Raw genomic sequence first — 26,806 nt, 5'->3', positions numbered from 1 at the left:
AAGTAATCCGCCAGCTGTCGGCACTTTGCGCCAGCCGCGCCGGTCGATAGCGACCGGCGCTGGCGGCGCGCACGAACGAGTCTTGAATGTCACCCTATCTTCTCCAAATGAAGGGCATCGCGAAGCGATTCGACGGTGTCCCCGCGCTCGACGGGATCGATCTGGCGATCCGCCCCGGCGAGTGCATCGGCCTGTGCGGCGAGAACGGCGCCGGCAAGTCGACCCTGATGAAAGTGCTGTCGGCGGTCTACCCGCACGGAAGCTGGGACGGCGAAATCCTGCTCGACGGCCAGCCGCTGCGGGCGCGCTCGGTGCGCGAGACCGAAGACGCGGGCATCATCATCATTCACCAGGAACTGATGCTGGTGCCCGAGCTGTCGGTGGCCGAAAACATCTTCCTCGGTAACGAATTGACCCTGCCGGGCGGCCGCCTCGACTATCCCGCCATGAACCGCCGCGCCGAGGAAATCCTGCGCGAACTCAAGCTCCCCGACGTGAACGTGGTGCTGCCGGTGAAGAACTACGGCGGCGGCCACCAGCAGCTGATCGAGATCGGCAAGGCGCTCAACAAGCAGGCGCGCCTCCTGATCCTGGACGAGCCCTCGGCCTCGCTCACGGCCAGCGAGATCGCCGTGCTGCTCGAGATCGTCCGCGATCTCAAGAAAAAAGGCGTGGCCTGCGTCTACATCTCGCACAAGCTCGAGGAAGTCGCGGCGATCTGCGACACCATCGTGGTGATCCGCGACGGCAAGCACATCGCCACCACGCCGATGGAGAACATGAACGTCGACCGCATCATCGCCCAGATGTGCGGGCGCGAGATGAACCAGCTCTATCCGTCCCTGCCGCACGCGGTGGGCGAGGTGGTGATGGAGGCGCGCCACGTGAGCTGCTGGGACCCGGACCAGCCGCAGCGCAAGAAGGTCGACGACGTCTCCTTCGAGCTGCGGCGCGGCGAGATCCTCGGCATTGCCGGCCTGGTGGGCGCGGGGCGCACGGAACTGGTCACGGCCATCTACGGCGCCTACGAAGGCGCGCATGAGGGCGAGGTCTGGCTGGAAGGGCGGCGCGTCGACACCTCGACGCCGCTGAAATCGATCGACGCCGGCTTCGCCCTGGTGCCCGAAGACCGCAAGCAGCACGGCATCGTGCGCGACCTGTCGGTGGGCGAGAACATCACCCTGTCGGTGCTGGACCGCTTCTCGAAGCTCTCCCGCATCGACGACGCGCGGGAAGCGCGCGAGGTGGGCGAGCAGATTCGCCGCCTGGCGCTCAAGACCGCCAGCCCGGCGCTGCCGATCACGGCGCTCTCGGGCGGCAACCAGCAAAAGGCGGTGCTGGCCAAGATGCTGCTGACCCAGCCGAGGGTGCTGATCCTCGACGAGCCGACCCGCGGCGTCGACGTCGGCGCCAAGTTCGAGATCTACAAGCTGATCCTCGAACTGGCCGCCCAGGGAATCTCGATCATCATGGTCTCGTCCGAACTGGCCGAGGTGCTCGGGGTCTCCGACCGGGTGCTGGTGATGGGCGAGGGCAAGCTGCGCGGCAATTTTGACAATCAAGGCCTGACCCAGGAAATGGTGCTGGCCGCTGCAATCGGACAGGTGAAATGATGCTAGACAAAGTACAGGCCCCGGCCGTCGCCCAGGGCGGCGCGGCACTGGCCACGACCAACAATGGAATCAGCTTCAAGCAGATTTTCACGCAGTACAAGATCCTGGCCCTGCTGGTCGCGATCGCGCTGATCTGGGCCTTCTTCAGCTGGCAGACCGACGGCGGCTTCACCTCGGCGCGCAACCTGTCCAACCTGATGCGCCAGATGTCGGTCACCGGCATCCTGGCCTGCGGCATGGTGTTCGTCATCATCGCCGGCGAAATCGACCTGTCGATCGGCTCGCTCCTGGGCCTGCTGGGCGGCCTGGCCGCCGTGCTCGACGTGGTGCACCACCTGCCCTTGCCGATCTCGATGGCAATCGTGCTCGCCGGCGGCATGTTCCTGGGCTTTTTGAACGGCTACCTGACGGCGTATGCGGGGATACCCTCATTCATTGTCGGGCTGGGGGGCATGCTCGCCTATCGCGGCATCGTGCTCGGCCTGACCGACGGCACCACCATCGCGCCGATCTCGCCCGAATTCGAGCAGCTCGGCCAGGCCTACCTGCCGCCGGCCTTCGGCATGCTGCTCGGCGCGGGCCTGTTCGTGCTGGCCTGCGTGCTGGCCTGGCGCCAGCGCGCCAGCCAGGCGCGCCACAATCTGCCGGTCATGCCGCTGTGGCGCAGCGTGGGCAGGGTCGCCATCATCGGCGTGGTGCTGGCTGGCCTGATCACCACCTTCAACAGCTACGAAGGCATCCCGCTGCCGGTGCTGATCCTCCTGGTGCTGCTGGGCGTGTTCAGCTACATCGCACGCCAGACCGTGTTCGGCCGCCGCATCTACGCCGTCGGCAGCAATATGGAAGCGACGCGCCTGTCGGGCATCAACGTGCGCGCCGTGAAGCTGTGGATCTTCGGCCTGATGGGCCTGATGTGCGCACTGGCCGGCCTGATCAACACGGCGCGCCTGGCGGCCGGGTCGCCTTCGGCCGGCATGTCGGCCGAGCTGGACGTGATCGCCGCCTGCTTCATCGGCGGCACCTCGATGCGCGGCGGCGCCGGCACCGTGCACGGCGCCCTGGTCGGCGCCCTGGTCATGGCCAGCCTGGACAACGGCATGTCGATGCTGGACGTCGACACCTACTGGCAGATGATCGTCAAGGGCCTGATCCTGACCCTGGCGGTGTGGCTGGACGTGGCGACCCGCACCGGACGCCGCTAAGGAAGCGGCGCCGCTTCGGCGCCGCGCAGCGACAAAAAAGCCAGGCATGAGCCTGGCTTTTTGATGTGGTTTTCGATTTCCGCAGGGTGGGCGGGTCCTCCCGCCCACGCGGTGATCGCTGGCCTTTGAATGGACGCACGGGCTGCAGCACCGTGATTTGACCGCGTGGGCGGAATCCGCCCACCCTACAACTGCTCCGATCAGCCTGCGGTTTTCAATACGCCGTCCACCACGCGGGCCAGGCCCAGCGGATTATCGTCGCGCAGCGCCTCCGGCAGCAGTTCCGCCGGCACCGCCTGGTAGCAGACCGGGCGCAGGAAGCGGTCGATCGCCGTGGCGCCGACCGAGGTGGTGCGGCTGTCCGAGGTGGCAGGGAAGGGGCCGCCGTGCACCATCGCGTGCGACACCTCGACGCCGGTCGGGAAGCCGTTGAACAGGATGCGGCCAGCCTTGCGCTCGAGCAGTGGCAGCAGGCTTGCCGCCAGCTTGCCGTCCGCCGCCGTCGCATGCACGGTCGCGGTCAGCTGGCCTTCGACATGCCTGGCCACCGCCAGCAGCTCGGCTTCGTCGCGGCAGCGCACCATCAGCGCGGCCGGGCCGAAGATTTCTTCTTCCAGCGCAGGGTTGGCCAGGAAGGTGGCGGCATCGCAACCGTACAGGGCCGGCTGCGCGGCGCAGGCCGGACCATCGGAGGCCGCCGTCGCGCCGCGCGCGAGCAATTGCAGGCCCGGAACGGTGGAACGGCGTTCGATCGCTTCCACGTAGGCCTGGTGGATGCCGGGCGTGAGCATGGTGCCGGCCGTCTTCTGCTGCAGGGCCTCGGCGGCGGCCACCGAGAAGGCGTTGAAGGCTTCTCCCTCCAGGCCGATCACCAGGCCCGGGTTGGTGCAGAACTGGCCGACGCCGAGCGTGAGCGAATCGACGAAACCCTGGCCCAGCTGCGCGGCCTTGCCCTCGAGCGCGTCCGGCAGCAGGAAGAAGGGGTTGATGCTGCTCATTTCGGCGTACACGGGAATCGGCTCGGCGCGCGCGGCGGCGATGCGCATCAGGGACAGGCCGCCCTGGCGCGAGCCGGTGAAACCCACCGCCTTGATGGCGGGATGCGCGACCAGCTCGGCGCCGATGGTCCGGCCTTCGCCGACCAGCATCGAGAACACGCCTTCGGGCATGTCGCAGTCGACGGCGGCCTGCTGCACCGCGCGGGCCACCAGCTCCGAGGTGCCGAGGTGGGCGTTGTGGGCTTTGACCACCACCGGGCAGCCCGCCGCGAGGGCGGAGGCGGTATCGCCGCCGGCGACCGAGAAGGCGAGCGGGAAGTTGCTGGCGCCGAAGACCGCGACCGGACCCAACGGAATCTTGCGCATGCGCAGGTCGGGCCGCGGCGGCGTGCGTTCCGGCAGGGCCGAGTCGAGGGTCGCGCCCAGGAAGTGGCCGTCGCGAACCACCTTGGCGAACAGGCGCAGCTGGTTCACGGTGCGCATGCGCTCGCCTTCCAGGCGCGCCTGCGGCAGGCCGGATTCGAGGCCGGCGCGCTCGATCAGGGCCGGGCCGAGGTCGAGGATGCGGGCGGCGATGGCCTCCAGAAAAGCGGCGCGCCGCTCGAGGGGCAGGGCGCGGTAGCTGTCGAAGGCCTGCTCGGCCAGTTCGCAGGCGGCGCCAAGTTCCGCGCTGGAGGCCAGGCCGAAGGACGGCTCGAGAGTGGCGTGGCGTGCCGGGTCGATGGCATGGACGCTGCCGGCGGCGCCGCGCACGCTGCGCCTGCCGATGATCATGTCGCCTTGGATGTGCATGAGGATGCTCCTTGTCTGAGGGGGGATAAAAAAAGCCGCGGACCGCATGGCGGTACCGCGACTTCAGGAGAGACGAACGAACTGACTTACATCAGAAGTCGTACGATGCGCGCACGCCGAAGCTGCGGCCGGTCTTGAACCAGGCGCGGCCCAGCATGCCGACGTGCTGCTGCATCAGCTGCTTGACCGTGGTGTCGGTCAGGTTGGTCGCTTCCACGCCGATGCGCAGCTTCGGCGTCACGTTGTAGAAGAACGAACCGTCGAGCTGGCCGTAGTCGTCCATCCACAGCGGCAGGCCGTAGGCCTGGTTGTTGTCGCCGTTGTAAGTGCCGTAGGTGGGGCTGGCCGGGTTCATGTCACGCGCGTCGGTGCCGCGGGTGCCCCACTGGTTCACGCCCAGCAGGTAGCGCGAACGCCAGTTGTAGGCCAGGCGCGCCTGGACCGGGCCGCGCTCGTACATCAGCGCCAGGTTGATGGTCCGCCTGGACAGGCCCTGCAGCGGCAGGTTGCCGAACGAGCGCATGTCGGTGTCGCAGCCGTTGATCGACAGGTTCAGGTTTTCCGCGCCTTCGCCGCCGCTGCACCACTGCGAATATACCGGGTTGTTCAGCTTGCGCTCGCTGTCCACGAAAGTGAAGCTGAACTGGGTACCCAGGCCCTTGAGCCAGTCCGGCACGAAGTCGAAGTACTGCTGGTAGGCGACCTCGAAGCCGCGAGCGTAGCCGTGGGCGCCGTTGGTCGGGCCGGTGACCAGGAACTGGCGGTCGGCGCCGGCTGCGTCCTGCACCGTGTAGTTGTAGTTCTGGTTGACGATGATGTTCTTGATGTCCTTGTTGAACATCGCGAAGGTCAGCGAACCGGCCTTGGCGAAGTACCACTCGGCGGTCAGGTCGACCGAAGTCGCCGTCGCCGGGCGCAGGTTCGGGTTGCCCTGGCCGGTGCCCGTCAAGCTCACGCCGTTGAAGGTCACGGTGGTCGGCAGGCCGGTGCCCTCGCCGCCGGTGGTGGTCGAACGCACCGATTGCGACAGCGAGGTGTAGGCCGACAGTTGGCCGAAGTCCGGACGCGACATCGACTTGGCCACGGCGAAGCGGAACTGCAGGTTGTCCGCGGCCTTGTAGCGCAGGTTCAGGCTCGGCAGCCAGTTGTGGTATGCGTTTTCGTAGTCCTGGCGCTTCGAGAAGGCCGCGATGTTCGGGATCAGGTCCCTGCCTACGACGTTGGCGCCTTCCGGGATGGTCGGCAGGTTCGGGGCGAACACGGTGTAGCCGAAGGCGTTCGACTTGGTCTTCACGTAGCGCACACCGATGTTGCCGTCGATCGGATAGCCCCAGTCGTCGAAGCTGAAGCGCGCCTGCGTGTAGAGGGCGCGGGTCTTCTCGCTCTGCTTGTTGATGCTGGCCGGGTCGTCGGCGAAGCCCGCCGGTTTCCAGGCGACGCAGTCGCCCCAGCCCTGGGCCGCTTTCTGCTGCTCGCACAGCGCCAGGCCATAGCCGTGCAGCTTGGCATAGCTGTCGGGATAGCCGCGCGCGACGGCGTCGTCCGGGAACCACACGGCCGGGATGGTCACGTCGCCGCCGAAGAAGTTCGGTTGTCCGACCAGCGAGGCGCCGCCGGCGAAGCGCGGGTCGTTCAGGAAGGCCTCGTGCGGGATGCGCCAGCCCACCATCCACGGCTGGGTCACGCCCTGCCAGTTGTAGCTCGGATTGGTGTTCTGGTTGAGGGAGTCGCGGTTCTGCAGGCGCACGCCGAAACGGATGTCGCGCAGCACCGGATGGTCGAAGTCGTACTTGACGTCGGTCTTCCAAGCCTTGCTGTCGGCGGTGGAGTTGTCCATGTGCTCCATCGTGTACGCCCAGTAGTAATTCGCCGGATTGGCGAAATAGGCCAGGTCGGCCGGGCTGAAGCTGAACACCGGACGCTCGCCGCGGAAGTCGACGGCCTGGCTCGGCACGCGGATGCCGGTCGCCACGTCCGAATCGAAGCCCTGGGTGCGGGCCTTGACGCGCTGGAAGTCGGAGACCACGGTCCAGTCTGGACTCACACGCCAGTTGATGTTCAGCGCGATGTCCTGGGTGCTCGAGCGGCGGTCGGAGACGCGGCGGTCGCTGTTGTAGTTGACGCCGCCGTTTTCCGGATTCGACCAGGTGCCTGCCAGCAGGGCACCGGTATCGGACCAGACGCCGTTCTGCACCTGCATCTCGTAGGCATTGGTTTCCTGCGTCAGCAGGGCCTGCTCGGACCAGTCTTCGCGGTAGCGCGAGCGGAAATAGGTCAGGCCGGCGGTCAGGTCGCGGATCGGGCGCCACTGGAAGGCCGCGTAATCGCCCTTGCGGTTGCGGTTGAAGGTCTGGGAGCGCCATTCCGCGCCTTTCGGCACCCACATGGTCTTGCCCGGAACGATGTCGTTCACGTGCGGATAGTACGGCGAGATGTTCATCGCGTCGTTGCGGGTATTCGTCTTGGACGACGCCAGGTCGATCAGGGCGCCGACTTCGCCGAGCGGGGTGGTCCAGCGGTTCGAGAACAGCACCGAACCGCTCGGATCGGCGCGCTTCTTGAGCAGTTCCGAGTAGCTGGTGTTCACCGTGGCCGCACCCTTGAAGCCCTTGAAGTCGAAAGGCATCGCAGTACGCAAGTTGACGATGCCGGAGATGCCGCCTTCGATGTGCTCGGCCGACGGGTTCTTGTACACGTCGACACCGGCCATCAGCTCGGGAGGCACGTCGCTGAAGCTGAGCGAGCGGCCGCCGTTGGCCGAGAAGGCTTCGCGGCCGTTCAGCTCGGACAGCACATAGGTCAGGCCGCGGATCGCGATGCCCGAACCTTCCACCGCGTAGTGCTGCGGGTCATTCGGTGCGCTGCGGTCCATGGTCACGCCGACCACGCGGCTCAGCACTTCGGTGATCGAGCGGTCCGGCAGCTTGCCGATGTCCTCGGCGACGATCGAATCGACGACTTCGTCCGCTTCCTGCTTGAGTTTCTGGGCCGACTGGATCGCGGCGCGCTGGCCGGTCACGGTTACGACGGCTGCATTGGGGGTGGTGGGCTCGGCGGCACTGGTGTTCGCGGTCTGGGCCCATGCTGCGCCGCTGTAGAGGACGGCAATCTGCGCGACCGCTGCAGCGATCGCTGTTTTCTGGAACTTCCTCACGTTGTCTCCTGGTATAAGTAATTTTTTTATGTATCATGCGCCAGCACTACGCCAAAGCCTTGGCTAACACCTATTGTTGTACGCTACCATAAATCTTTATCAGAAACCTTACAAGATTGTATGTTTTGTTAATGCGCAACACTAGCGAAGACCGGCTTGCATGCGGTGAGCCATGGACATGGCGGTTCTCTACTGGGAGCCGATACAGAATACTGCCCGCCCCGACACAGCCAGGCTCACTAGTTCTCTACAGTACGCAATACAACGAGCCAGGTCAAGAAATCGATTTCATAAGCTTTCGCCGCTTCGCCCATACCGCTCGCTCCGCAGGTAGAAGTTTTTGTATGGAAAACCCCCGGAAGTCTGGCGCACACCTATGTTAGCGTGAACATTTTTCTTGCCATGCCTGCGCAGGCTGGCTTAGGATGCAGGCAGCGGCGCCGGCAGGCGGCGCTCACGACAAGCAGCGGGGGACATGTCCGGCCACGCCTCCTGGCGGGCGGCGACAGCCCGACAGGAGACAGCATGAAGCGATTCAGGATGCTTGCGCCGGTGCTGGCGCTGGCGCAGCTCGTACTCACGGCGCCGGCCGGCGCCGCCGATCCCGGCCTGCCGCGCATGGTCGAGCGCGAGGGCCGCCACGCGCTGCTGGTCGACGGCCACCCCTTCCTGGTGCTGGGCGGCCAGGCCCACAACTCCAGCAACTACCCGCTGGCCCTGCCCAAGGTCTGGGCGGCGCTCGAAGATGCGCAAGCGAACACGCTGGCGATCCCGGTGGCCTGGGAGCAGGTCGAGCCCGAGGAGGGGCGCTTCGACTTCAGCTACGTGGACACCCTGGTGGCGCAGGCGCGCCGGCACGGCAAGCGCCTGGTGCTGCTGTGGTTCGGCACCTGGAAGAACACCGGTCCGGCCTATACACCGGAATGGGTGAAGTTCGACGACGCGCGCTTTCCGCGCATGCGCGACCGGGAAGGCAAGGCCAGCTACTGCCTGTCGCCCTTCGGCGAAGCCACGCTCGCCGCCGACCGCAAGGCCTTCGTGGCCCTGATGCGCCATATCCGCAACATCGACGCCGGCAAGCGCACCGTGATCATGGTGCAGGTCGAGAACGAGGTCGGCACCTATGGGCTGGTGCGCGACTATGGTGCGCGCGCCGAGGCGGCGTTTCGCCAGCCTGTGCCCGAAGCGGTGCTGGCGCGCCAGCGCCCGCCCGCGGGACGCCCGGCCGAGGGCAGCTGGAGCGAGGTGTATGGCGACTATGCCGAACAGTACTTCCATGCCTGGGCGATGGCCCGCTACATCGGCGACATCGCCAAGGCGGGGCGCGCCGTCTACGACCTGCCCATGTTCGTCAACAACGCGCTGCGCGAGCCCGGCCACCCGGGCCAGCCGGCCACGGTCTGGCGCGGCGACTTCGCCAGCGGAGGCCCCACCTGGGACGTGCTCGGCATCTACAAGGCGGCCGCGCCCCACATCGATTTCGCCGCGCCCGACATCTACATGCCTGAGTCGGACAAGGTCGGCGCGGTGCTGGAAAGCTTCCGGCGTCCGGACAACGCCTTGCTCGTGGCCGAGATGGGCAACGCGGCCGCTTATGCGCGCTATGTCTACCAGATCCTCGGCCAGGGCGCCCTCGGTGTGGTCCCGTTCGGGATCGATTACGCCAGCTACAGCAACTACCCGCTCGGTTCGAAGCACACCGACCGCCGGATGGTCGAACCCTTCGCCCAGGTGTACGCCGCTTTTGGGCCGATGGCGCGCCTGTGGGCGCGCTGGGCTTTCGAAGGCCGCACCCACGGGGTGGCGGAGGGCGACGACCGGGCCGAACAGACGGTCGTCCTGAACGGGTGGAAAGCCACGGTCTCCTTCCGCGAATTCCAGTTCGGCGAGCGCCAGTACCTGCGCGACAAGAACGAATACGCCGAGGGCACCGAGCAGCCGGGCGGCGGCGTGGCGATCGCGCAGATCGGCCCCGGCGAGTTCGTGCTGGTCGGCCAGCGCGCGCGCATCAAGCTCGCATCGGCCGACGGCAAGCCGGCCATGTTCGCGCGCGTCGAGGAGGGCCGCTTCGACGCCGCCGGGCGCTGGACCATGGAACGCAACTGGAATGGCGACCAGACCGACTATGGCCTGAACCTGCCGGCGGCGCCGACCGTTCTCAAGCTCAGGATGCGCACCTACGAACCTTGAACACCGAAAATATAACCAGGAGACCCGCAATGCAAATCACCCGAATGGCGAGCGCCGTCCTGCTGCTGTGCGCAGCCACCCAGGCCCTCGCCGGCAGCTACCAGAAAACCGCCACCGGCATCGAGGTCAAGCCCGACCATGGCGCCGCCAGACTGGTGCGCCTGAACCTGATGAGCGACAACATCATCCAGGTGCTCAAGTTCGACGCGCCCGGCAAGGCGCTCACGCCTTCGCTGATGACCGTCGCCGCGCCCTGCGGCTGCAGCTTCACGGTGAGCAATGCCCGCGCCGGCAAGGACGAGGCGGTGCTGCTCAAGGCGGGGAGGATCTCGGCCACCGTGTCGCTGAAGGACGGGCGCGTGGCTTTCTTCGACGCGGCCGGCAAGCCGATCCTGCGGCAGGACGCGGAAAGCATGAAGCCGGTCACGGTCGGCGGCAAGCCTTACCTGGCGATCAAGCAGGGCTTCAACCACGGCACCCGCGACGCCTACTATGGCCTCGGCCAGCACCAGAACTCGCAGATGAACTACAACGGCGAAGACGTGCTGCTGGCCCAGCACAACATGATCGCCTCGGTGCCCTTCGTGGTCTCGGACAAGAACTACGGCCTGCTGTGGGATAACAACAGCATCTCCCGCTTCGGCGACGCCACGCCCTACGCCTGGATGTCGCGCGACCTGAGGCTGCGCGATGCCGGAGGCAGGCCCGGCGGCCTCACCGCGCGCTACTACATCGACGGCAAGCTGGCGCTGACCCGCCAGGAAAAGGACATCGCCTACCAGTACCTGAAGGACGTGGCCGAGAACTGGCCCAGGGAGCTGCCGCCCCTGAAGGAGATCAAGGACGCGCGGGTGGTCTGGGAAGGCAGCATGGAAAGCAGCAAGCCGGGCGTGCACAAGATGCAGCTGTACTCCTCCGACTACGCGCGCCTGTCGATCGATGGCAAGGAAGTGATGGACGTCTGGCGCATGGGCTGGAACCCCTGGTACCACAACTTCGAAGTGAAGTTCGAGAAGGACAAGCCGGTCAAGCTGCACCTCGACTGGAAGGTGTCGAGCGGGATGATCGCGATCACCCACAACGACCCGCTGCCGCAGCCCGAGCGCCATTCGCTCACCATGTCCTCGGAGATCGCGGAAGCGATCAACTACTACGTCATCAGCGCGGACAGCATGGACCGGGTCATCGCCGGCTACCGCCACCTGACCGGGCAGCAGCCGATGATGCCGAAGTGGGCCTACGGCTTCTGGCAGTCGCGCCAGCGCTACGAGACCCAGCAGCAGCTGCTCGACACCGTGGCGGAGTACCGCAAGCGCGGCTGGCCGCTGGATAACATCGTGCAGGACTGGTTCTACTGGCCGGAAGACGGCTGGGGCTCGCACGACTGGGACAAGACCCGCTTCCCGGACCCGAAGGGCATGGTGGACGCCGTGCACAAGCAGAACGCGCGCATCATGCTGTCCATCTGGGGCAAGTTCTATGCCAATACCGACAACTACAAGGAGCTGGCAAGCAAGGGCCATATGTGGACCAAGAACGTCGAGAACGGCGACCTCGACTGGGTCGGCCCCGGCTACAAGAACAGCCACTACGATCCCTACACCAAGGAAGCGCGCGACATCTATTACCGCCAGATGAAGCACAAGCTGGTCGACCTGGGCTTCGACGCCTGGTGGATGGACAATACCGAGCCGGACATCCTGTCGAACGCGCGCCTGGAAGACTTCAAGCAGCTGATCGGCCCGACCGTCCACGGGGCCGGCGAAGTCACCTTCAACCCCTACAGCCTGGTGCACTCGCAGGGTTTCGCCGAGAACCTGCGCCGTGACCAGCCGGACAAGCGCCAGTTCATCCTGTCGCGCTCGGGCTTCGCCGGCATCCAGCGCAATTCGGTGGCGGTGTGGAGCGGCGACACGGTAGGCCGCTGGAACAACCTGGCCGACCAGATCGCCTCGGGCGTGAACTTCTCGATGTCGGGCATCCCGAACTGGACCCATGACATCGGCGGCTACGCCCAGGAGACGCGTTTTCAGGTGGGCGACGTCGGTTCGGCCCAGGAAAACCGCAGCACCGGCACCAAACAGGCAGATCCGGAAGACATGAAGGAATGGCGCGAACTGAACCTGCGCTGGTTCCAGTTCGGCGCCTTTTCTCCGATCTTCCGCTCGCACGGTGAAGTGGTCAAGCGCGAGATCTACAACATCGCGCAAGGCGACGAAGCCATGCGCGACGCCATGGTCGGCTACCTGAAGCTGCGCTACCGCCTGATGCCGTATATTTACACGATGGCGGCCGACACCCACTACCATTCCGGCACCATGATGCGCGGCCTGGCGATGGATTTCCCCCACGACGAGCGGGTGAAGAACATCAAGGACCAGTACATGTTCGGTCCCAGCCTGATGGTGGCGCCAGTCACCGCCTACGGCGCGCGCTCGCGCCAGGTCTATCTGCCGCTGGGCAGCGACTGGGTCGACTTCGATACCGGGCAGCGCTACAAGGGCGGCCATACCGTCACGGTGCAGGCGCCGCGCGAGCGCATTCCGCTGTTCCTGCGCGCCGGCGCCGTGATCGCGACCGGGCCGGTCACCCAGTACGTTGACGAGAAGCCGGATGCTCCCCTGGTGCTGCAGGTCGTGGCGGGCGCCGACGGCCAGGCCAGCCTGTACGAGGACGACGGCGTGACCAATGCCTACGCGCGCGGCGAGTACAGCCGCATCCCGTTCAGCTATGACGAGCGTAGCGGCACCGTGACGATCGGCGCACGCGTGGGCCAGTACCAGGGCATGCCGCTCAAGCGCGAGATCCGGGTGCGCCTGCTGCGTCCGGGCGCCGCCGCGGCCAGCGACCTGGATGCCTACGACAAGTCGGTCAGCTACGACGGCCGCCCGGTGACGATCAAGCTCTGAGGCCCTTACCATACCGACATTCCCGAAAGCGCCACGATGAAACGCATTATCCGTTCGCTGCTCCTGGCCGGCCTGCTGCACGCCGGCCTGGCCGCGGCCGCTACCCCGGTGTCCCCGGACGACAGCAAGCTGCAGTACACCGGCCGCATCGACTTCTCCATGCCGGCCGCCCCGGTGCTGTCCTGGCCGAACAGCGCGATCGCCGGACGCTTCACCGGCACCTCGCTCGCCATCAAGCTGGACGACCAGCGCGGCCGCAACTACTTCAACGTGTTCCTGGACGGGGACCTGGCGACGCCGCTGGTCATCGAAGCGAAGCAGGGCGAGGCGACCTACGTGGTGGCGCAGCGGCTCGCCCCCGGCGAACACAGCTTCCTGATCACCAAGCGCACCGAGGGCGAGGAGGGGAGCACGGTGTTTCGCGGCCTGATACTCGACGACGGCGCCCGGCTGCTGGCGCCCCCGCCGCGGCCGACGCGCCGGATCGAGTTCTTCGGGGACTCGATCACCAGCGGCATGGGCAACGAGGGTGCGCTCAACGGCCGCGACGATGCGGGCAAGGACAAGAACAGCTTCCTGTCCTACGCGGCGATCGCCGCTCGCCAGTTGCAGGCGGAAATGCACATGACGTCGCAGAGCGGGATCGGCGTGATGATCAGCTGGTTCCCCTTCACCATGCCGGACTTCTACGACCAGCTGAGCGCGGTCGGCGACAACGACAGCCGGTGGGATTTCAAGCGCTGGACGCCGGACGTGGTGGTGATCAACCTGCTGCAGAACGACAGCTGGCTGATCGGCCGCGACCGCAAGCTGCAGCCGGAACCAAGCGACGCCGCGCGCATCCAGGCCTACAAGCGCTTCGTGCAGCGCATCCGCAGCCTCTACCCGCAGGCCTACATCGTCTGCGCGCTCGGCAGCATGGATGCCACCCGGCCCGCTTCGCCGTGGCCCGGCTACGTCACGGCGGCTGTAGCGCAGATGCGCAAGGAGGACGGCGACAAGCGGATCGACACCCTGTTTTTCGACTACACCGGCTACGGCCAGCATCCGCGGGTGCATCACCACCAGGCCAATGCCGCCAGGCTGAGCACCTTGATCCGGGCCAGGATGGGCTGGTAGGCCGGCAGGCCCGGGGGGGCGTTCAGGCGGCGCGCTCGACTTGCGCCGCGATGTAGGCGCCGTGCTCGGGCATCCGTGCCACGGCCTGGGCGATCATGTCGCGCACTCCGGCGAAGTGCCCGTGCACCTGGCGGATGTCCAGCGCATCGACAAAAGGATCGTAGCGCTTGGGCACCATGCCGAGGCCCATCAGCATGGCGACGAACGAGGGTTCGGCGAAACCGTGGCGGTCGAGGATGGCCACGCGCCCGGTTTCGCGGAACAGCTCGATCTGGTGCCGCAGCGAATCCGGGATCGGCATGGCGGCGCAGTAGCGCCAGAATTCCGAGTCGTCGCGCCGGGTGAGCTTGTAGTGCAGCACGATGAAGTCGCGCACCGATTCGTAGCGCGCGCCCACGAAACGGTTGAATTCAGCGGCCAGCGCCGGGGCGCAGTCGCGGTCCGGGAACAGCTCGAGCAGCTTGCCGACCGCGGTTTCGATCAGGTGGATGCTGGTCGATTCGAGCGGCTCGACGAAGCCGGCGGCCAGGCCCACCGCGACGCAGTTCTTGACCCAGGACCGCTTGCGGCGGCCGGTGACGAAGCGTAGCTGGCGCGGCTCGTCGAGCGCGGCGCCGTCGAGGGAGTCCAGCAGCACCGCGCGCGCCCGCTCGTCGCTGGTGAAGGCGTTGCTGTAGACGTGGCCGTTGCCGGTGCGGTGCTGCAGCGGGATGCGCCATGTCCAGCCCGCTTCCTTGGCGCTGGAGCGGGTGTAGGGCGTCAGCACCGCGGCGCTCGCGCACGGCACGGCCAGGGCGCTGTTGCAGGGCAACTGCTCGCTCCAGTCCTCGTAGCCGGCCTCGAGCGCCCCTTCGATCAGCAGGCCCCGGAAGCCCGAGCAGTCGACGAACAGGTCGCCCTCGACCCGGCGCCCATCGCGCAGCTTGATTGCCGTGATGAAGCCGCTCTCCGGGTGCCGCTCGACGTCCACCACCATGCCTTCGATGCGCTGGGCGCCGCGCGCCAGCGCATAGTCGCGCAGGTAGCTGGCATACAGGCCGGCGTCGAAATGGTAGCCGTAGGAATAGGTATCGGTCGCCGTCGGGGCGCGCTCGTTGGGCGGCACGAACTTGTTCTGGCGCGCCATCATCGAGGACACCGACCAGCTCTCCAGGGCCGGCATGTTGTTGAATTCGGCGGCCATGCGCAGCCAGAACATGTGGGCCGGGTAGTCGCCGAGGGAAGGGCCGAAGTCGCCGAAGCCGTGGAAGAAGCGGTTGCCGACCTGGCCCCAGTCCTTGAACTCGATGCCGAGCTTGTAGCTGGCCCGGGTGTGGCGCACGAAGTCGTCGGCGTCGATGCCCAGCGCGGCATTGTAGTAGCGGATGGTCGGCAATGTGGCTTCGCCGACCCCGATGGTGCCGATCTCGGGCGACTCCACCAGGATCACCTCGCAGGGCGCCGTGGGGCGGCGCGCCAGGCGCTGGGCCAGCGGGGCCGCCGTCATCCAGCCGGCGGTGCCGCCGCCCACGATGACGATCCGGCGGATCGGCTTCTCAATCATGTCGTCTCCTGTTCTCGTTCCCTTGCGACGCGCCCCGGGCGCGTCAATACTCGGGGAAGTGTAGAGCAGGAGCCGATTGCCAGGCAATAGAAATGTTTGCGCCTAACAATCGGTGTTGCCAGCCTGTTTCAGCGCTGCAGCGACTCCATCGCCGCCGCCACGTAGACCAGGGGCGCATTCCAGTTGATGGCGATCTCGTTGCTGGCGTAGCTGCACATGTGGTCGATCCAGGACAGCGCCGGCAGCCTGGACGGATAGGGGACCGGGCAATCCTTGGCGTCCTGCTGGCCGGGATTGGGGCCGCCCACCAGCATGCCCGGCACCGGCGCAGCGACGCCGTCGGCCTCGGACGGGCGGTGGTGCGGGTGCATCGGCGAGCGCGCGCCGAAGCCGGTGACGAAGGAGATGCCGGGGCCGTTGCGCCCCAAAACGTAGTCGAGCGCCGACTGCGCCGCGTTCAGGTAGTCCGGCCGCGGCTCGACCCGGTAGGCCGCCACCAGCATCATGGCCTGGTTCAGGATCACCGAGCTGCTGCCCCAGACGAAATCCTTGCTTCCCATGGTGACGCGATAGGGCGAGGCGCGCCAGCGCTCGACCAGCCGGTCGCCGACCGCGAGCAGCTGCTTGCGCGCGGGCGCGGCGTCCACGCCCGCCGGCAGGCGCGCGGCGTGTTGGGCGAGCGAGATCCAGCCCAGCATGCCGACGTCGGCCCAGCCCGGCTCGGTTCCCGTGGCGGCGCTGCCCGCATGGGCGAAGGCGCGGGCGCGGTAGGCCGGCTTGCCCGTGCTGATCAGGAGTTCGGCGGCGGCCCAGGCGAATTCGTCCTCGGCGCTCTTGTCGCCGTAGGCGCCGGTCTGGATGTCGGCCGGCTGCTGGTACAGGACGTTCGGATTGGCCTCGGCCCAGCGCCATGCGCTCTCGGCCGCGGCCAGGTAGCGCGCGGAGCGGCCCGGCTGCTGGCTGTCGAAGGGCGCCAGCACCCGGCTGGCCGCCGCCATCACGGCGGCGAAGTCGAGCGTGGCCGTGGTGGTCTTTTGCACCACGTAGCGCGGCGCCGTCGCCTTTTCGGGCATGACCATGCCGTCGAAGGCCTTGTTGGTGAGCTTGTGGTAGACCCCGCCGTCGTTCGGGTCCTGCATGCTGAGCATCCAGTCGAGGTTCCACAGCGCCTCGTTGAGGATGTCGGGCAGGCCGTTGCCGGATTCCGGCAGGTTCAAGGCGAGCTTGCCGAACCACTCGGGGAAGTGCTCGTAGGCCGCCAGCAGGGTATAGGTGCTGATGCCGGAGTTGACGATGTACTTGTTGTAGTCGCCGGCGTCGTACCAGCCCTTCGGGCTGGAGATCACGGTGCCGGCGGGACGCGCTTTCGACGCGGCCGAGGCATGGACCAGGACCTGGGTATCCGGGTGCGCCAGCGGGCGCGCATACGGACCAGCCACGGCCGGGGTGAGGGCGATGCCGCTCCGGTTCAGCGTATAGTTGCGGATCGCCGCGATGTCGAGCGCGCGGTAGACGCCGCTCTGGATGGAGAAGGGCGCCGAGTCGGGCAGTCCTGCCACGCGCAGGCGGTAGCTGCCGGGCGTGCGCAGGCTGGAAAAATCGGCAACGCGCACCCGCTCCTTCGAGGCGTCCCAGGTGGCAGCGCCGCCCAGGCTGCCCTCGAACACCGGCTTGCCGCTGGCCGCATCGACCACCGCGAAGCGCGCCTGCGCGGGCGCCGGCACCACCGCCAGCTTTTGCGCGGCCGGCAGGTAGCCAACCTGGTTGAGCTTGATGCTGGCCGGTGGCGTGCCGGCCGCCTGCGCGTGGCCGCCAAGCATGAGGACGGCGCACGCGGCGCTCAAGCGCAGGCGCCGTGGTGGATGGAACATGCCGGACGGGTAGGCGGGGTGCTTCATGCTGTCTCCTGTTGTTGGTATCGCGCTGTCCGGTTGGTCCGGATCGGTCGCTTGAAATCGATTTCATAATACCGTCGGGCATCAAGCCGAGTCAACGGCCGCGCCACACCGGCCGGCAAATCGATTGCAGGCACCCTTGCGGTCGGGGATAATGGCATGTTCGACAGAGGCCCTGCTTCAGCAGGGCCTTGTCATTTGGATGGTCGGGCAAGCGCCCAGTCGCGGACTCTCGCGTTGGCCATGTCAGTTCAAGCAGGTATCAAGGATTTATTATGGAAATCAAGGTCAACTTCCTCGACAAGCTACGCCTGGAAGCGAAATTCGACGACTTCACGGTGATCGCCGACCAACCCATCCGCTACAAGGGCGACGGCTCCGCGCCCGGACCTTTCGATTACTTCCTGGCGTCGTCGGCCCTGTGCGCGGCCTACTTCGTGAAGCTGTACTGCAATACCCGCGACATCCCGACCGAGAATATCCGCCTGTCGCAGAACAATATCGTCGACCCGGAAAACCGCTACAAGCAGATCTTCAAGATCCAGGTCGAGCTGCCGGCCGACATCTCCGAGAAGGACCGCCAGGGCATCCTGCGCTCGATCGAGCGTTGCACGGTGAAGAAGGTGGTCCAGCAGGGCCCGGAATTCGTGATCGAAGAGGTCGAGAACCTCGACGCCGACGCTCAGGCGCTCTTGACCCTGCAGCCGGATGCGGCTTCGCAAACCTATATCCCCGGCAAGGACCTGCCGCTGGAACAGACCATCGCCAACATGTCCGCCATGCTGGCGAGCTGGGGCATCAAGATCGAGATCGCCTCGTGGCGCAATATCGTGCCGAATGTCTGGTCGCTGCACATCCGCGATGCGCATTCGCCGATGTGCTTCACCAACGGCAAGGGCGCGACCAAGGAAAGCGCGCTCGCCTCGGCCCTGGGCGAATACATCGAACGCCTGAACAACAACCACTTCTATGCGGGCGTGTTCTGGGGCGAGGATATCGCCAACGCGCCTTTCGTCCACTATCCGAACGAACGCTGGTTCAAGCCCGGTCCGGACGATGCGCTTCCAAGCGAGATCCTGGACGAATACTGCCTGGACGTGTACGACCCGGACGGCGAGCTGCGCGGCTCGCACCTGATCGACACCAACTCGGGCAACGCCGAGCGCGGCATCGTCTCGCTGCCCTTCACGCGCCAGTCGGATGGCGCAACCGTGTACTTCCCGTCCAACCTGGTCGAAAACCTGTACGCCAGCAACGGCATGAGCGCCGGCAATACCCTGGCCGAAGCCCAGGTACAGTGCCTGTCCGAGATCTTCGAGCGCGCCGTCAAGCGCGAGATCCTGGAAGGCGAAGTCGCCCTGCCCGACGTTCCCCAGGAAGTGCTGGCGAAATACCCGGGCATCGTCGCTGGCATCCGCGGCCTGGAAGAGCAGGGCTTTCCGGTGCTGGTCAAGGATGCGTCGCTGGGCGGGCAGTACCCGGTCATGTGCGTCACCCTGATGAACCCGCGCACCGGCGGCGTGTTCGCTTCCTTCGGCGCGCATCCGAGCTTCGAGGTGGCGCTGGAGCGCAGCCTGACCGAGCTGCTGCAGGGCCGCAGCTTCGAAGGCCTGAACGACCTGCCGCAACCGACCTTCGCCAGCGAGGCCGTGACCGAGCCCTACAACTTCGTCGAGCACTTCATCGATTCGAGCGGGGTGGTGTCGTGGCGCTTCTTCAGCGCCAGGTCGGACTACGACTTCGTCGAATGGGACTTCTCGGCCCAGGGCCCGGATGCGAACGCCACCGAGGCCGCGACCCTGCTCGGCATCCTGGCCGACATGGGCAAGGAAGTGTATACGGCAGTGCTCGACCAACTGGGCAGCCAGGCCTGCCGCATCCTGGTGCCCGGCTACTCCGAGGTCTATCCGGTGGAAGACCTGGTCTGGGATAACACCAACAAGAGCCTGCTGTTCCGCGAAGACATCCTGAACCTGCACCGCCTCGACGACGAGGCCCTGGGCGCGCTGCTCGAGCGCCTGGAAAACAACGAACTGGACGAATACGCCGACATCGCCACCCTGATCGGCGTCGAGTTCGACGAGAACACCGAATGGGGCCAGTTGACGGTGCTCGAACTGCGCCTCCTGATCAACCTGGCCCTGCGCCGCTTCGAGGACGCGCACGAACTGGTGAAAGCCTTCCTGCAGTACAACGACAACACCGTCGAGCGCCGCCTGTTCTACCAGGCCCTGGACGTGGTGCTGGAAGTGGCGCTCGACGACGAAATGGAGCTGGACGATTACGTCGTCAATTTCCGCCGCATGTATGGCGACGCGCGGATGGACGCGGCCCTGGGCGCCCTCGACGGCAGCGTGCGCTTCCATGGCCTGACGCCGACCAGCATGGCGCTCGAGGGACTGGACCGGCACCAGCGCCTGATCGACAGCTACCGCAAGCTGCACAAGGCGCGCGCCGCCGCGGCGCAGGCCACCCGCTAGGCGGCGCGCACAGGAATTGTCCCGCGTATTTGCAGGCGGGCTGGTCGAGGAGTATGCTGAAGCTACGCATACATATAAATAGCGGAGACGATCATGAAACTTCGACTGGCCTCGCCGCATCTCGCGGAACGCTTGCACCGCCCCTTGCGCTTCGGCCGCCGCTGGCGCGGCCACGAACTGGCGCTGCGCCTCGTCCAGTTGGCCGTGCTGGTCGTGGTCGGGGCGATCGGCGCGAAACTCATGGCCGACGGCGTGGCCCTCCTGATCGGCACGATCGCGCGCATGGTGGGCTGAGCCGCGGCGCTCAGAGCGGGCGCACCCAGATATTCCGGAAGCTGACCGCGTCGCCGTGGTCCTGCAGCTTGATCGGCGCGGGGCCGTGCCGGCGATATGCCGGTGTGCCCGCGTACACCGTCTCGCCCTGCAGGGCGACACGGTTGTGCACCAGCACGCCGTTGTGCAGGGCGGTCACGTAGGCCGGGGAGAGCAGGGTGCCATCGGCCGCGAAGCGCGGCGCGGTCCAGATGACGTCGTAGCTTTGCCATTCTCCCGGCGCGGCGCAGGCGTTTACCAGCGGGATGTGCTGCTTGTACAGGCTGGCCGCCTGTCCGTTGGCGTAGGTGGTGTTGTCGGCGCAGTCGAGGATCTGGATCTCGTAGCCGCTGCCGCTGCCCGTCGATGCGAGGAACAGCCCGCTGTTGCCCCGGGCCTGGCCGCGGCCCGTGAGCGCGGCCGGCACGCGCCATTCGAGGTGGATTTGATAGTCGGTGAACAGGCGCCTGGTCTGGATGTCGCCGCTGCCGCCGCGCACGGTGAGCGTGCCGCCGGCCACGGTCCAGGCGGCGGGGCGCTCGGGCGCGGCGGCCTGGACCCATTCCGCCAGGTGCGTTCCGTCGAACAGCACGATCGCGTCGGACGGCGCGGCGCCCGCGCTGCCAGGGGCGACGCGCCTGGGTTCCGGCGCCCATACTTCGGTCGCCTTCGGGTCCGGCGCTTGCCGCTCGGCGGCGAAGGCCGGAACCAGCATCGACAGTCCGGCCAGCGCCGCGCCCAATCTCGACATCATCGATCACCCCATGGATAAAATGGCAAGCAGGATAACATGCGCCGGGCCTGCAAGAATCGCGAAAACACGCGACAATGACAGGTTTCCCGCTTCCAGGATCGATTTCCCATGTCCACTCCAGCATCCTTGTCCTCCCTGTCCGCCGGCCGCGGCATCGACATCAAGCTGAAGCCCCTGGCCGTCTCGCTCCTCCTGATCGTGGCAGGGGCCTGGTTCCTGGCGCAGGCTGCCGGCTGGCGCCAGGCCGCGCTCTACGCCGTGGGTGCGCTGCTCGGCGTCACCCTGTATCACGCCGCCTTCGGCTTCACCTCGGCCTGGCGGGTGTTCATCGCCGACGGGCGCGGCGCCGGCCTGCGCGCCCAGATGCTCATGCTCGCGCTCGGCGTGCTGCTGTTCTTCCCGGTGCTCTCCAGCGGCACGCTGTTCGGCGCCCCGGTGACCGGCCTGGTGTCGCCCGCCGGCACCTCGGTGATCGTCGGCGCCTTCATCTTCGGCATCGGCATGCAGCTGGGCGGCGGCTGCGCCTCCGGCACCCTGTACACCGTCGGCGGCGGCAGCACGCGGATGCTGGTGACGCTGGTCGCCTTCATCGCCGGTTCCGTGATCGCCACCGCCCACATGCCGTTCTGGACCGCGCAGCCGCAACTGGCGCCGATGTCGCTGGTGAACGTGCTGGGCCTGGCTCCGGCGCTGGCGCTGAACCTGGCCGTGTTCGCGCTGATCGCGGCCATCACCGTCGCCGTCGAGAAGCGCCGCCACGGACGCCTGGTCACCGCGCAGCCGCAGGCGGCGCCCGGCCCGCGCTGGCTGCATGGCCCGTGGCCGCTGGTGGCCGGCGCCATCGCGCTGGTGATCCTGAACTTCGCCACCCTGGCCCTGGCCGGGCGTCCCTGGGGCGTGACCTCGGCGTTCGCGCTGTGGGGCGCCAAGACCCTGTCCGCGCTCGGCGTCGACGTCGCCGGCTGGACCTACTGGTCGACCACGGCCAACGCCGCGGCCCTGGAGGCGCCGCTGTGGCGCGACGTGACCTCGGTGATGGACATCGGCATCGTGCTGGGCGCGATGCTGGCCGCGGCGCTCGCCGGCCGCTACGCGCCGGTCTGGCGCCTGCCGCTGCGCTCGCTGGTCGCGGCGGTGGTCGGCGGCCTGCTGCTCGGCTACGGTGCGCGCCTGGCCTATGGCTGCAATATCGGCGCCTACTTCAGCGGCATCCTGTCCGGCAGCCTGCATGGCTGGCTGTGGCTGGTCGCCGCCTTCATCGGCAACGTCTTCGGGACGCGCCTGCGCCCCCTGTTCGGCCTCGAAGTCGAGCGCGTGAAGCAAACCGGCTGCTGAAACCCGCTACTTTTGCGAGGTGCATCCGTCCTGCCCTTGGGACATAATGCTCCTGTTATCCGGGGAGACGGCAGATGCGCGACGCGATCATCATCGGGGGCGGCCACAATGGCCTGGTATGCGCCTTTTACCTGGCGCGCGCCGGGCTGAAGGTCACCGTGCTGGAGCGGCGCCAGGTGGTCGGCGGCGCCGCGGTCACCGAGGAATTCCACCCGGGTTTCCGCAACTCGGTCGCGGCCTACACCGTGTCGCTGCTCAACCCCAAGGTCATCGCCGACATGAACCTGGCCGGCCACGGCCTGCGCATCGTCGAGCGGCCGCTGTCGAACTTCCTGCCCCTGGACGACACCCGCTACCTGAAGCTCGGCGCCGGCAGGACGGCGCTTGAAGTCGCCAAGTTCTCCCAGCGCGACGCCGACCGCCTCGCGGACTACGGGCGCCATCTCGACGGCGCGGCCGACCTGCTGCGCGACCTGGTGCTGCAGACGCCGCCGAACCGGGTGCAGGGCAGCTGGCTCGCGGCCCTGCCCGAGCTGATCAAGGCCGGCAAGCTCGGCAACCGGGTGCGCGGCCTGTCGCTCGCCGCCCAGCGCGAGCTGCTCGACCTGTTCACCAAGTCGGCCGGCGACTACCTGGATGGCTGGTTCGAGAGCGCGCCGATCAAGGCGGCCTATGGTTTCGACAGCGTGGTGGGCAACTACGCCAGTCCCTACACGCCCGGATCGGCCTACGTGCTGCTGCACCACGTGTTCGGCGAAGTCAACGGCAAGAAGGGCGCCTGGGGCCACGCCATCGGGGGCATGGGCGCCATCACCCAGGCGATGGCCAGGGCGGCCCAGGCCCTGGGCGTGGAGATCCGCACCGGCTGCGCGGTGGAAGAGGTGCTGCTGGACCAGGGGCGCGCCTGCGGCGTCGTGACGGGCAGCGCCGAACGGCTGGTCGCGCGCGCCGTCGTATCGAACCTGAATCCGCGCCTGCTGTACACCCGGCTGGTCGACCCGGGCGCGCTGCCCGCCGACTTCCTGCGGCGCATGCAGGCCTGGCGCTGCGGTTCCGGAAGCTTTCGCATGAACGTGGCGCTGTCGGAGCTCCCGAGCTTCAGCTGCCTGCCGGGCACCCAGGCCGCCGAGCACCACGGCAGCGGCATCATCATCGCGCCGAGCCTGCAGTACATGGAGCGCGCCTACATGGATGCGCGCGCCCATGGCTGGTCGCGCGAGCCCATCGTCGAGCTCCTGATTCCGTCCACGCTGGACCCCAGCCTGGCGCCCGCGGGCCAGCACGTGGCCAGCCTGTTCTGCCAGCACGTGGCGCCTCAGCTGCCGGGTGGCGCCAGCTGGGACGCGCATCGCGAGGAGGTGGCCGACCTGATGATCGATACCGTCGACCGCCTTGCGCCCAACTTCAAGCGTTCCGTGCTCGGGCGCCAGATCATGAGCCCGCTGGACCTGGAACGGACCTTCGGCCTGGTCGGAGGCGACATCTTCCACGGCGCACTGGGACTGGACCAACTGTTCGCGGCGCGTCCGATGCTGGGGCACGCCGATTACCGCGGCCCGGTTCCCGGGCTGTACACCTGCGGTTCCGGCACCCACCCGGGCGGCGGCGTCACCGGCGCGCCCGGCCACAATGCGGCGCGCGAGGTGCTGTGCGACCTCGCGCGCGGCCGCCGGCCGGTAGGAGCGCCCGCCCGCTAGACCACGGCGGCGCTGAACGAGTCGGGCCGCCGCGCCAGCAGTCCGGACAGCCGCTGCAGGCCCGCTTGCAGGCGGGCGCGGTCCTGGATGCTGCCCAGCGAAATCCGGATCGCATTCACGGAATCACCGTTCGTGGCGAAGGCCTCGGCCGGCGTGACGGCGATGCCTTCGCTCTCGGCCGCAAGCGCAAGTCGCGACGAGTTCCAGTAGGCCGGCAGTTCGAGCCATAGGTGCAGCCCGTCTCCGGCGGCGCCGATGCGCCCGGCAAGGATGTCGCGCGCCATCCGCTGGCGCAGGCGCGCCTCCCGGCGCACGCCCTCCAGCAATGCGTCGGCCGATCCGTCCAGGATCCACTGCGTGGCCAGCGCCGCCGTCGGCGGGGCGGCCATCAGCGCAAACGCCCTGAGCGCGTCAAGAAAGCGTTCGCGTTCCTGCGGATCGCGTACCAGCACGAAAGCGAGACGCAAGCCGGGCGTCAGGCATTTCGACAGGGTCGAGATGTAATAGGTCTGTTGCGGAGCGAAGGTGGCGACGGGCGCCGGCGCGGCATCGGCGAGCAGCCAGTACGGATCGTCTTCGACGAGGCGCACGGCGCAGCGCTGGGCGACGGCGGCCAGTTCCTTGCGGCGGCGTTCGGGCATGGTGACCGTGGTCGGGTTCTGGCAGGTCGGGTTGAGGTAGACCAGCGCGGGCTGGTGGGCGCGGCAGGCTTGCTCGAGCATCGCGGGGACCATCCCGTGCTGGTCCGCCTGCACCGCAAGGATGCGGCGGCCGAACTGGGTCGCCGCGGCGCGCAGGCCCGGATAGCAGGCCGGCTCGGCCAGGATGACGTCGCCCGGCGCGGTCAGCGCCAGCATCGATGCGGCGATCGCCGCCTGCGCGCCCGGACAGACCAGGACCTGCCCGGGATCGAGCTGCCCGAACATCGGAGCGAGCCAGCGGGCGCCGGCCTGGCGCTCGGCATCGCTGCCGCCGCCCAGGTGGTAGTTCATCAGCAAGGCATTGTCCGAGCGCATCAGCACTTGCGCCAGTCCTTGCTTGAGCATGTCGTCGAAGTCGACGCCGTCCGGCGGCGGCGGGGTATTCATGCTCAGGTCGAGCACCGTGCTCAATTCGACTTTTGGCGCCGCGACATAGGTGCCGCGCGCGCCGCGGCCTTCCAGCAAGTTGCGGCGCCTGGCTTCGTCATAGGCGCGGGTGACGGTCGTCAGGTCGACCTCCAAGTGCGCCGCCAGCCGGCGCTGCGGAGGCAGGCGCTCGCCCGGCCGCAAGGAACCGTCCGCCACCGCCGCCTGCAGGGCATCCGCAATCTGCAGGAAACGCGGCCCGCCGTGCGCGGCCAGGCGCGGCAACCAGCTTGGGGATTCGATATCTTGTATGGATCTCAACTGGGACATTTTGTCTCAATGTATGGAAATTGCTTTTCGGTAGAATGCCTCAGGACGCGCAGCAAGACCACTCTTGTATGCAGTCGCCGCCATTTTCCCTCTCATCTGCATTGGCTCACCATCATGGATTGGTTCCCTATCGTTGCCGGTACGTTCAAGGTTCTCGCCCTGGGCATCGGCATGTTTTTCGCCGTAAAGTGGCATTACGACCAGGCGCAGAAGCAAAAGCGGATGGACAAGCGCGAGGTGCTGCGCGCGGCCGCCAAGGTGACGGTAATCTTCGTGTTGTCGCTACTGGCGCTGGGCTTGCTTACTTTCTTCCTGATCCGCGAGCTCGGTCTGGACTTTAACCTGTAGCGACGGCGCAGCACACCTGAATACCATGAACGTCGACACCACGCTCTCGTCCGCGGCCTCATCGGCGCCGGAATGCATCTGGGATGTGGGCGCCGAGCTGGGAGAGGGGGCGCTGTGGGACCCCACATCGGGCGTCGTCCGGTTCGTCGACATCAAGGGCCGGCGCATCCATCGCTGCGCCGCGGACGGCGGCGCGCGGCGCAGCTGGGACGCCCCAGGCCAGCCCGGATTCGTGGTCCCGGCCTCCGGCGGCGGCCTGGTGTGCGCACTGGAAGACGGCTTGTACCGCTTCGACGAGGCGGATGGCGCGTTCGCACTCCTGCGCAAGATCGAAGACGAGCTGCCGGGCAACCGTTTCAACGACGGCCACGTCGACGCCCGCGGCAACCTGTGGTTCGGCTCGATGGACGACGGCCAGGCCGCGCCGACTGGCGCCCTGTACCGGCTCGACCGGCATGGCCTGCTGGCGCGCGCCGACGCCGGTTACGTCATCACCAATGGCCCGGCCATCAGCCCGGACGGCAAGACCCTGTATCACACGGACACGCCCTTGCGCCGCGTGTACGCCTTCGACCTGCGCGAGGACGGCAGCCTGGCCGCCAAGCGGGTCTTCCTGCAGCTGCCGGAAACCAGCCGCCCCGATGGCATGGCGGTCGACGCCGACGGGCATCTGTGGATCGCCTTGTTCGGCGCCGGCCGGATCGAGCGTTATACGGCGGCGGGACGGCTGGTGGGCAGCGTGCGCTTTCCGTGCACCAATATCACCAAGCTGGCTTTCGGCGGCGCCGACTTGCGTACCGTCTACGTCACCACGGCCTGGAAGGGCTTGAGTCCCGAGGAGCGGGCGCGGCAGCCGCTGGCTGGCGGGCTGTTCGCCTTCCGCAGCCCGACCCCGGGGCTGCCGCAGGTCCCGTTTGCGCTCGGCTGAGATATCGGGAAACGACGGTAGGGGTATGCCTGGGCGTGATAACACGGACAAGTGCGCCTTCCTCTGTTATACATTTTTATTATCGCTGAAATCCAAAATCGCAATTGGACTAATTTCTCTATGGCGCATATCCTGTGTTC

At 67.2% G+C, this 26,806-nt stretch carries 17 protein-coding genes; 11 read left to right on the top strand and 6 right to left on the bottom strand.

The window, feature by feature from the left end:
• Positions 1-86: 86 nt before the first annotated feature.
• Both xylG and ACK4S9_RS08905 read left to right on the top strand, forming a co-directional pair.
• Entirely contained in the window at positions 87-1,613 is a 1,527-nt protein-coding gene (gene xylG / locus ACK4S9_RS08910) for a D-xylose ABC transporter ATP-binding protein (protein WP_409724372.1), read from the top strand.
• Entirely contained in the window at positions 1,610-2,815 is a 1,206-nt protein-coding gene (locus ACK4S9_RS08905) for a sugar ABC transporter permease (RefSeq protein WP_409724369.1), read from the top strand. The genes xylG and ACK4S9_RS08905 overlap by 4 nt, the downstream gene beginning before the upstream one ends.
• 200 nt (positions 2,816-3,015) lie before the next feature.
• On the opposite strand, the gene ACK4S9_RS08900 is transcribed toward ACK4S9_RS08905, so the two are convergent.
• Both ACK4S9_RS08900 and ACK4S9_RS08895 read right to left on the bottom strand, forming a co-directional pair.
• Positions 3,016-4,605: an aldehyde dehydrogenase (NADP(+)) gene (locus ACK4S9_RS08900; RefSeq protein ID WP_409724365.1), complete on the bottom strand. Its 1,590-nt coding sequence runs from the start codon at positions 4,603-4,605 to the stop codon at positions 3,016-3,018.
• 91 nt (positions 4,606-4,696) lie between these two features.
• Positions 4,697-7,759: a TonB-dependent receptor gene (locus ACK4S9_RS08895; RefSeq protein WP_409724362.1), complete on the bottom strand. Its 3,063-nt coding sequence runs from the start codon at positions 7,757-7,759 to the stop codon at positions 4,697-4,699.
• Positions 7,760-8,284: 525 nt separating this feature from the next.
• On the opposite strand from ACK4S9_RS08895, the gene ACK4S9_RS08890 reads away from it, so the two are divergent.
• Genes ACK4S9_RS08890 through ACK4S9_RS08880 form a run of 3 tightly spaced genes read left to right on the top strand, consistent with a single transcriptional unit; the run spans position 8,285 to position 13,977 of the window.
• On the top strand, positions 8,285-9,949 hold the full coding sequence (locus tag ACK4S9_RS08890; protein ID WP_409724359.1) for a DUF5597 domain-containing protein: 1,665 nt from the start codon (positions 8,285-8,287) through the stop codon (positions 9,947-9,949).
• Positions 9,950-9,978: 29 nt separating this feature from the next.
• Complete coding sequence (locus tag ACK4S9_RS08885; RefSeq protein WP_409724356.1) at positions 9,979-12,858, top strand: TIM-barrel domain-containing protein; 2,880 nt, start codon at positions 9,979-9,981, stop codon at positions 12,856-12,858.
• A gap of 36 nt (positions 12,859-12,894) precedes the next feature.
• On the top strand, positions 12,895-13,977 hold the full coding sequence (locus ACK4S9_RS08880) for an SGNH/GDSL hydrolase family protein (RefSeq protein WP_409724353.1): 1,083 nt from the start codon (positions 12,895-12,897) through the stop codon (positions 13,975-13,977).
• Positions 13,978-13,999: 22 nt separating this feature from the next.
• On the opposite strand, the gene ACK4S9_RS08875 is transcribed toward ACK4S9_RS08880, so the two are convergent.
• Both ACK4S9_RS08875 and ACK4S9_RS08870 read right to left on the bottom strand, forming a co-directional pair.
• Positions 14,000-15,520, bottom strand: coding sequence for a tryptophan halogenase family protein (locus ACK4S9_RS08875; protein WP_409724350.1), 1,521 nt, complete (start codon positions 15,518-15,520; stop codon positions 14,000-14,002).
• Between the two features lie 128 nt (positions 15,521-15,648).
• Positions 15,649-17,418: a glycoside hydrolase family 9 protein gene (locus ACK4S9_RS08870; RefSeq protein WP_409724347.1), complete on the bottom strand. Its 1,770-nt coding sequence runs from the start codon at positions 17,416-17,418 to the stop codon at positions 15,649-15,651.
• A gap of 272 nt (positions 17,419-17,690) precedes the next feature.
• Between ACK4S9_RS08870 and ACK4S9_RS08865 the strand changes: the two genes are divergently transcribed.
• Positions 17,691-19,895, top strand: a complete 2,205-nt coding sequence (locus ACK4S9_RS08865) for an OsmC domain/YcaO domain-containing protein (RefSeq protein ID WP_409724345.1) — start codon at positions 17,691-17,693, stop codon at positions 19,893-19,895.
• Between the two features lie 93 nt (positions 19,896-19,988).
• Positions 19,989-20,189 carry a hypothetical protein gene (locus tag ACK4S9_RS08860; protein ID WP_409724342.1) on the top strand — a complete coding sequence of 67 codons (201 nt, stop codon included), beginning with the start codon at positions 19,989-19,991 and terminating at the stop codon, positions 20,187-20,189.
• Positions 20,190-20,199: 10 nt separating this feature from the next.
• On the opposite strand, the gene ACK4S9_RS08855 is transcribed toward ACK4S9_RS08860, so the two are convergent.
• Positions 20,200-20,961 carry a DUF1080 domain-containing protein gene (locus ACK4S9_RS08855; RefSeq protein ID WP_409724340.1) on the bottom strand — a complete coding sequence of 254 codons (762 nt, stop codon included), beginning with the start codon at positions 20,959-20,961 and terminating at the stop codon, positions 20,200-20,202.
• A gap of 108 nt (positions 20,962-21,069) precedes the next feature.
• On the opposite strand from ACK4S9_RS08855, the gene ACK4S9_RS08850 reads away from it, so the two are divergent.
• Positions 21,070-22,296: a YeeE/YedE family protein gene (locus ACK4S9_RS08850; RefSeq protein ID WP_409724337.1), complete on the top strand. Its 1,227-nt coding sequence runs from the start codon at positions 21,070-21,072 to the stop codon at positions 22,294-22,296.
• A gap of 74 nt (positions 22,297-22,370) precedes the next feature.
• Entirely contained in the window at positions 22,371-23,993 is a 1,623-nt protein-coding gene (locus ACK4S9_RS08845) for a phytoene desaturase family protein (protein ID WP_409724334.1), read from the top strand.
• On the opposite strand, the gene ACK4S9_RS08840 is transcribed toward ACK4S9_RS08845, so the two are convergent.
• Entirely contained in the window at positions 23,990-25,390 is a 1,401-nt protein-coding gene (locus ACK4S9_RS08840; protein WP_409724331.1) for a PLP-dependent aminotransferase family protein, read from the bottom strand. The two genes, ACK4S9_RS08845 and ACK4S9_RS08840, sit on opposite strands and share 4 nt — an antisense overlap.
• 114 nt (positions 25,391-25,504) lie before the next feature.
• Here ACK4S9_RS08840 and ACK4S9_RS08835 point away from each other — a divergent pair, with 114 nt between their 5' ends.
• Together ACK4S9_RS08835 and ACK4S9_RS08830 are read left to right on the top strand one after the other, a co-directional pair.
• Positions 25,505-25,738 carry a hypothetical protein gene (locus ACK4S9_RS08835; RefSeq protein ID WP_409724328.1) on the top strand — a complete coding sequence of 78 codons (234 nt, stop codon included), beginning with the start codon at positions 25,505-25,507 and terminating at the stop codon, positions 25,736-25,738.
• A 25-nt stretch (positions 25,739-25,763) separates the two neighbouring features.
• The gene (locus ACK4S9_RS08830) at positions 25,764-26,666 is read left to right on the top strand and encodes an SMP-30/gluconolactonase/LRE family protein (RefSeq protein WP_409724326.1); all 903 of its coding nucleotides are present in this window, start codon (positions 25,764-25,766) and stop codon (positions 26,664-26,666) included.
• Positions 26,667-26,806: the final 140 nt, after the last annotated feature.

This window comes from Massilia sp. (genome assembly GCF_046293535.1).
In the GTDB taxonomy this organism is placed as follows: Bacteria; Pseudomonadota; Gammaproteobacteria; order Burkholderiales; family Burkholderiaceae_D; genus Telluria.
The sequence above is the reverse complement of the archived record's forward strand: the minus strand, read 5'-3'. Positions and strand labels throughout refer to the sequence as shown.

What these genes read in the sequence shown, in the direction of transcription:
- ACK4S9_RS08875 (WP_409724350.1), bottom strand. Translation starts at nt 15,520, where the DNA reads ATGATTGAGAAGCCGATCCGCCGGATCGTCATCGTGGGCGGCGGCACC.
- ACK4S9_RS08885 (WP_409724356.1), top strand. Translation starts at nt 9,979, where the DNA reads ATGCAAATCACCCGAATGGCGAGCGCCGTCCTGCTGCTGTGCGCAGCC.
- ACK4S9_RS08835 (WP_409724328.1), top strand. Translation starts at nt 25,505, where the DNA reads ATGGATTGGTTCCCTATCGTTGCCGGTACGTTCAAGGTTCTCGCCCTG.
- ACK4S9_RS08855 (WP_409724340.1), bottom strand. Translation starts at nt 20,961, where the DNA reads ATGATGTCGAGATTGGGCGCGGCGCTGGCCGGACTGTCGATGCTGGTT.
- ACK4S9_RS08905 (WP_409724369.1), top strand. Translation starts at nt 1,610, where the DNA reads ATGATGCTAGACAAAGTACAGGCCCCGGCCGTCGCCCAGGGCGGCGCG.
- ACK4S9_RS08865 (WP_409724345.1), top strand. Translation starts at nt 17,691, where the DNA reads ATGGAAATCAAGGTCAACTTCCTCGACAAGCTACGCCTGGAAGCGAAA.
- ACK4S9_RS08860 (WP_409724342.1), top strand. Translation starts at nt 19,989, where the DNA reads ATGAAACTTCGACTGGCCTCGCCGCATCTCGCGGAACGCTTGCACCGC.
- ACK4S9_RS08880 (WP_409724353.1), top strand. Translation starts at nt 12,895, where the DNA reads ATGAAACGCATTATCCGTTCGCTGCTCCTGGCCGGCCTGCTGCACGCC.
- xylG (WP_409724372.1), top strand. Translation starts at nt 87, where the DNA reads ATGTCACCCTATCTTCTCCAAATGAAGGGCATCGCGAAGCGATTCGAC.
- ACK4S9_RS08830 (WP_409724326.1), top strand. Translation starts at nt 25,764, where the DNA reads ATGAACGTCGACACCACGCTCTCGTCCGCGGCCTCATCGGCGCCGGAA.
- ACK4S9_RS08900 (WP_409724365.1), bottom strand. Translation starts at nt 4,605, where the DNA reads ATGCACATCCAAGGCGACATGATCATCGGCAGGCGCAGCGTGCGCGGC.
- ACK4S9_RS08890 (WP_409724359.1), top strand. Translation starts at nt 8,285, where the DNA reads ATGAAGCGATTCAGGATGCTTGCGCCGGTGCTGGCGCTGGCGCAGCTC.
- ACK4S9_RS08850 (WP_409724337.1), top strand. Translation starts at nt 21,070, where the DNA reads ATGTCCACTCCAGCATCCTTGTCCTCCCTGTCCGCCGGCCGCGGCATC.
- ACK4S9_RS08845 (WP_409724334.1), top strand. Translation starts at nt 22,371, where the DNA reads ATGCGCGACGCGATCATCATCGGGGGCGGCCACAATGGCCTGGTATGC.
- ACK4S9_RS08870 (WP_409724347.1), bottom strand. Translation starts at nt 17,418, where the DNA reads ATGAAGCACCCCGCCTACCCGTCCGGCATGTTCCATCCACCACGGCGC.
- ACK4S9_RS08840 (WP_409724331.1), bottom strand. Translation starts at nt 25,390, where the DNA reads ATGTCCCAGTTGAGATCCATACAAGATATCGAATCCCCAAGCTGGTTG.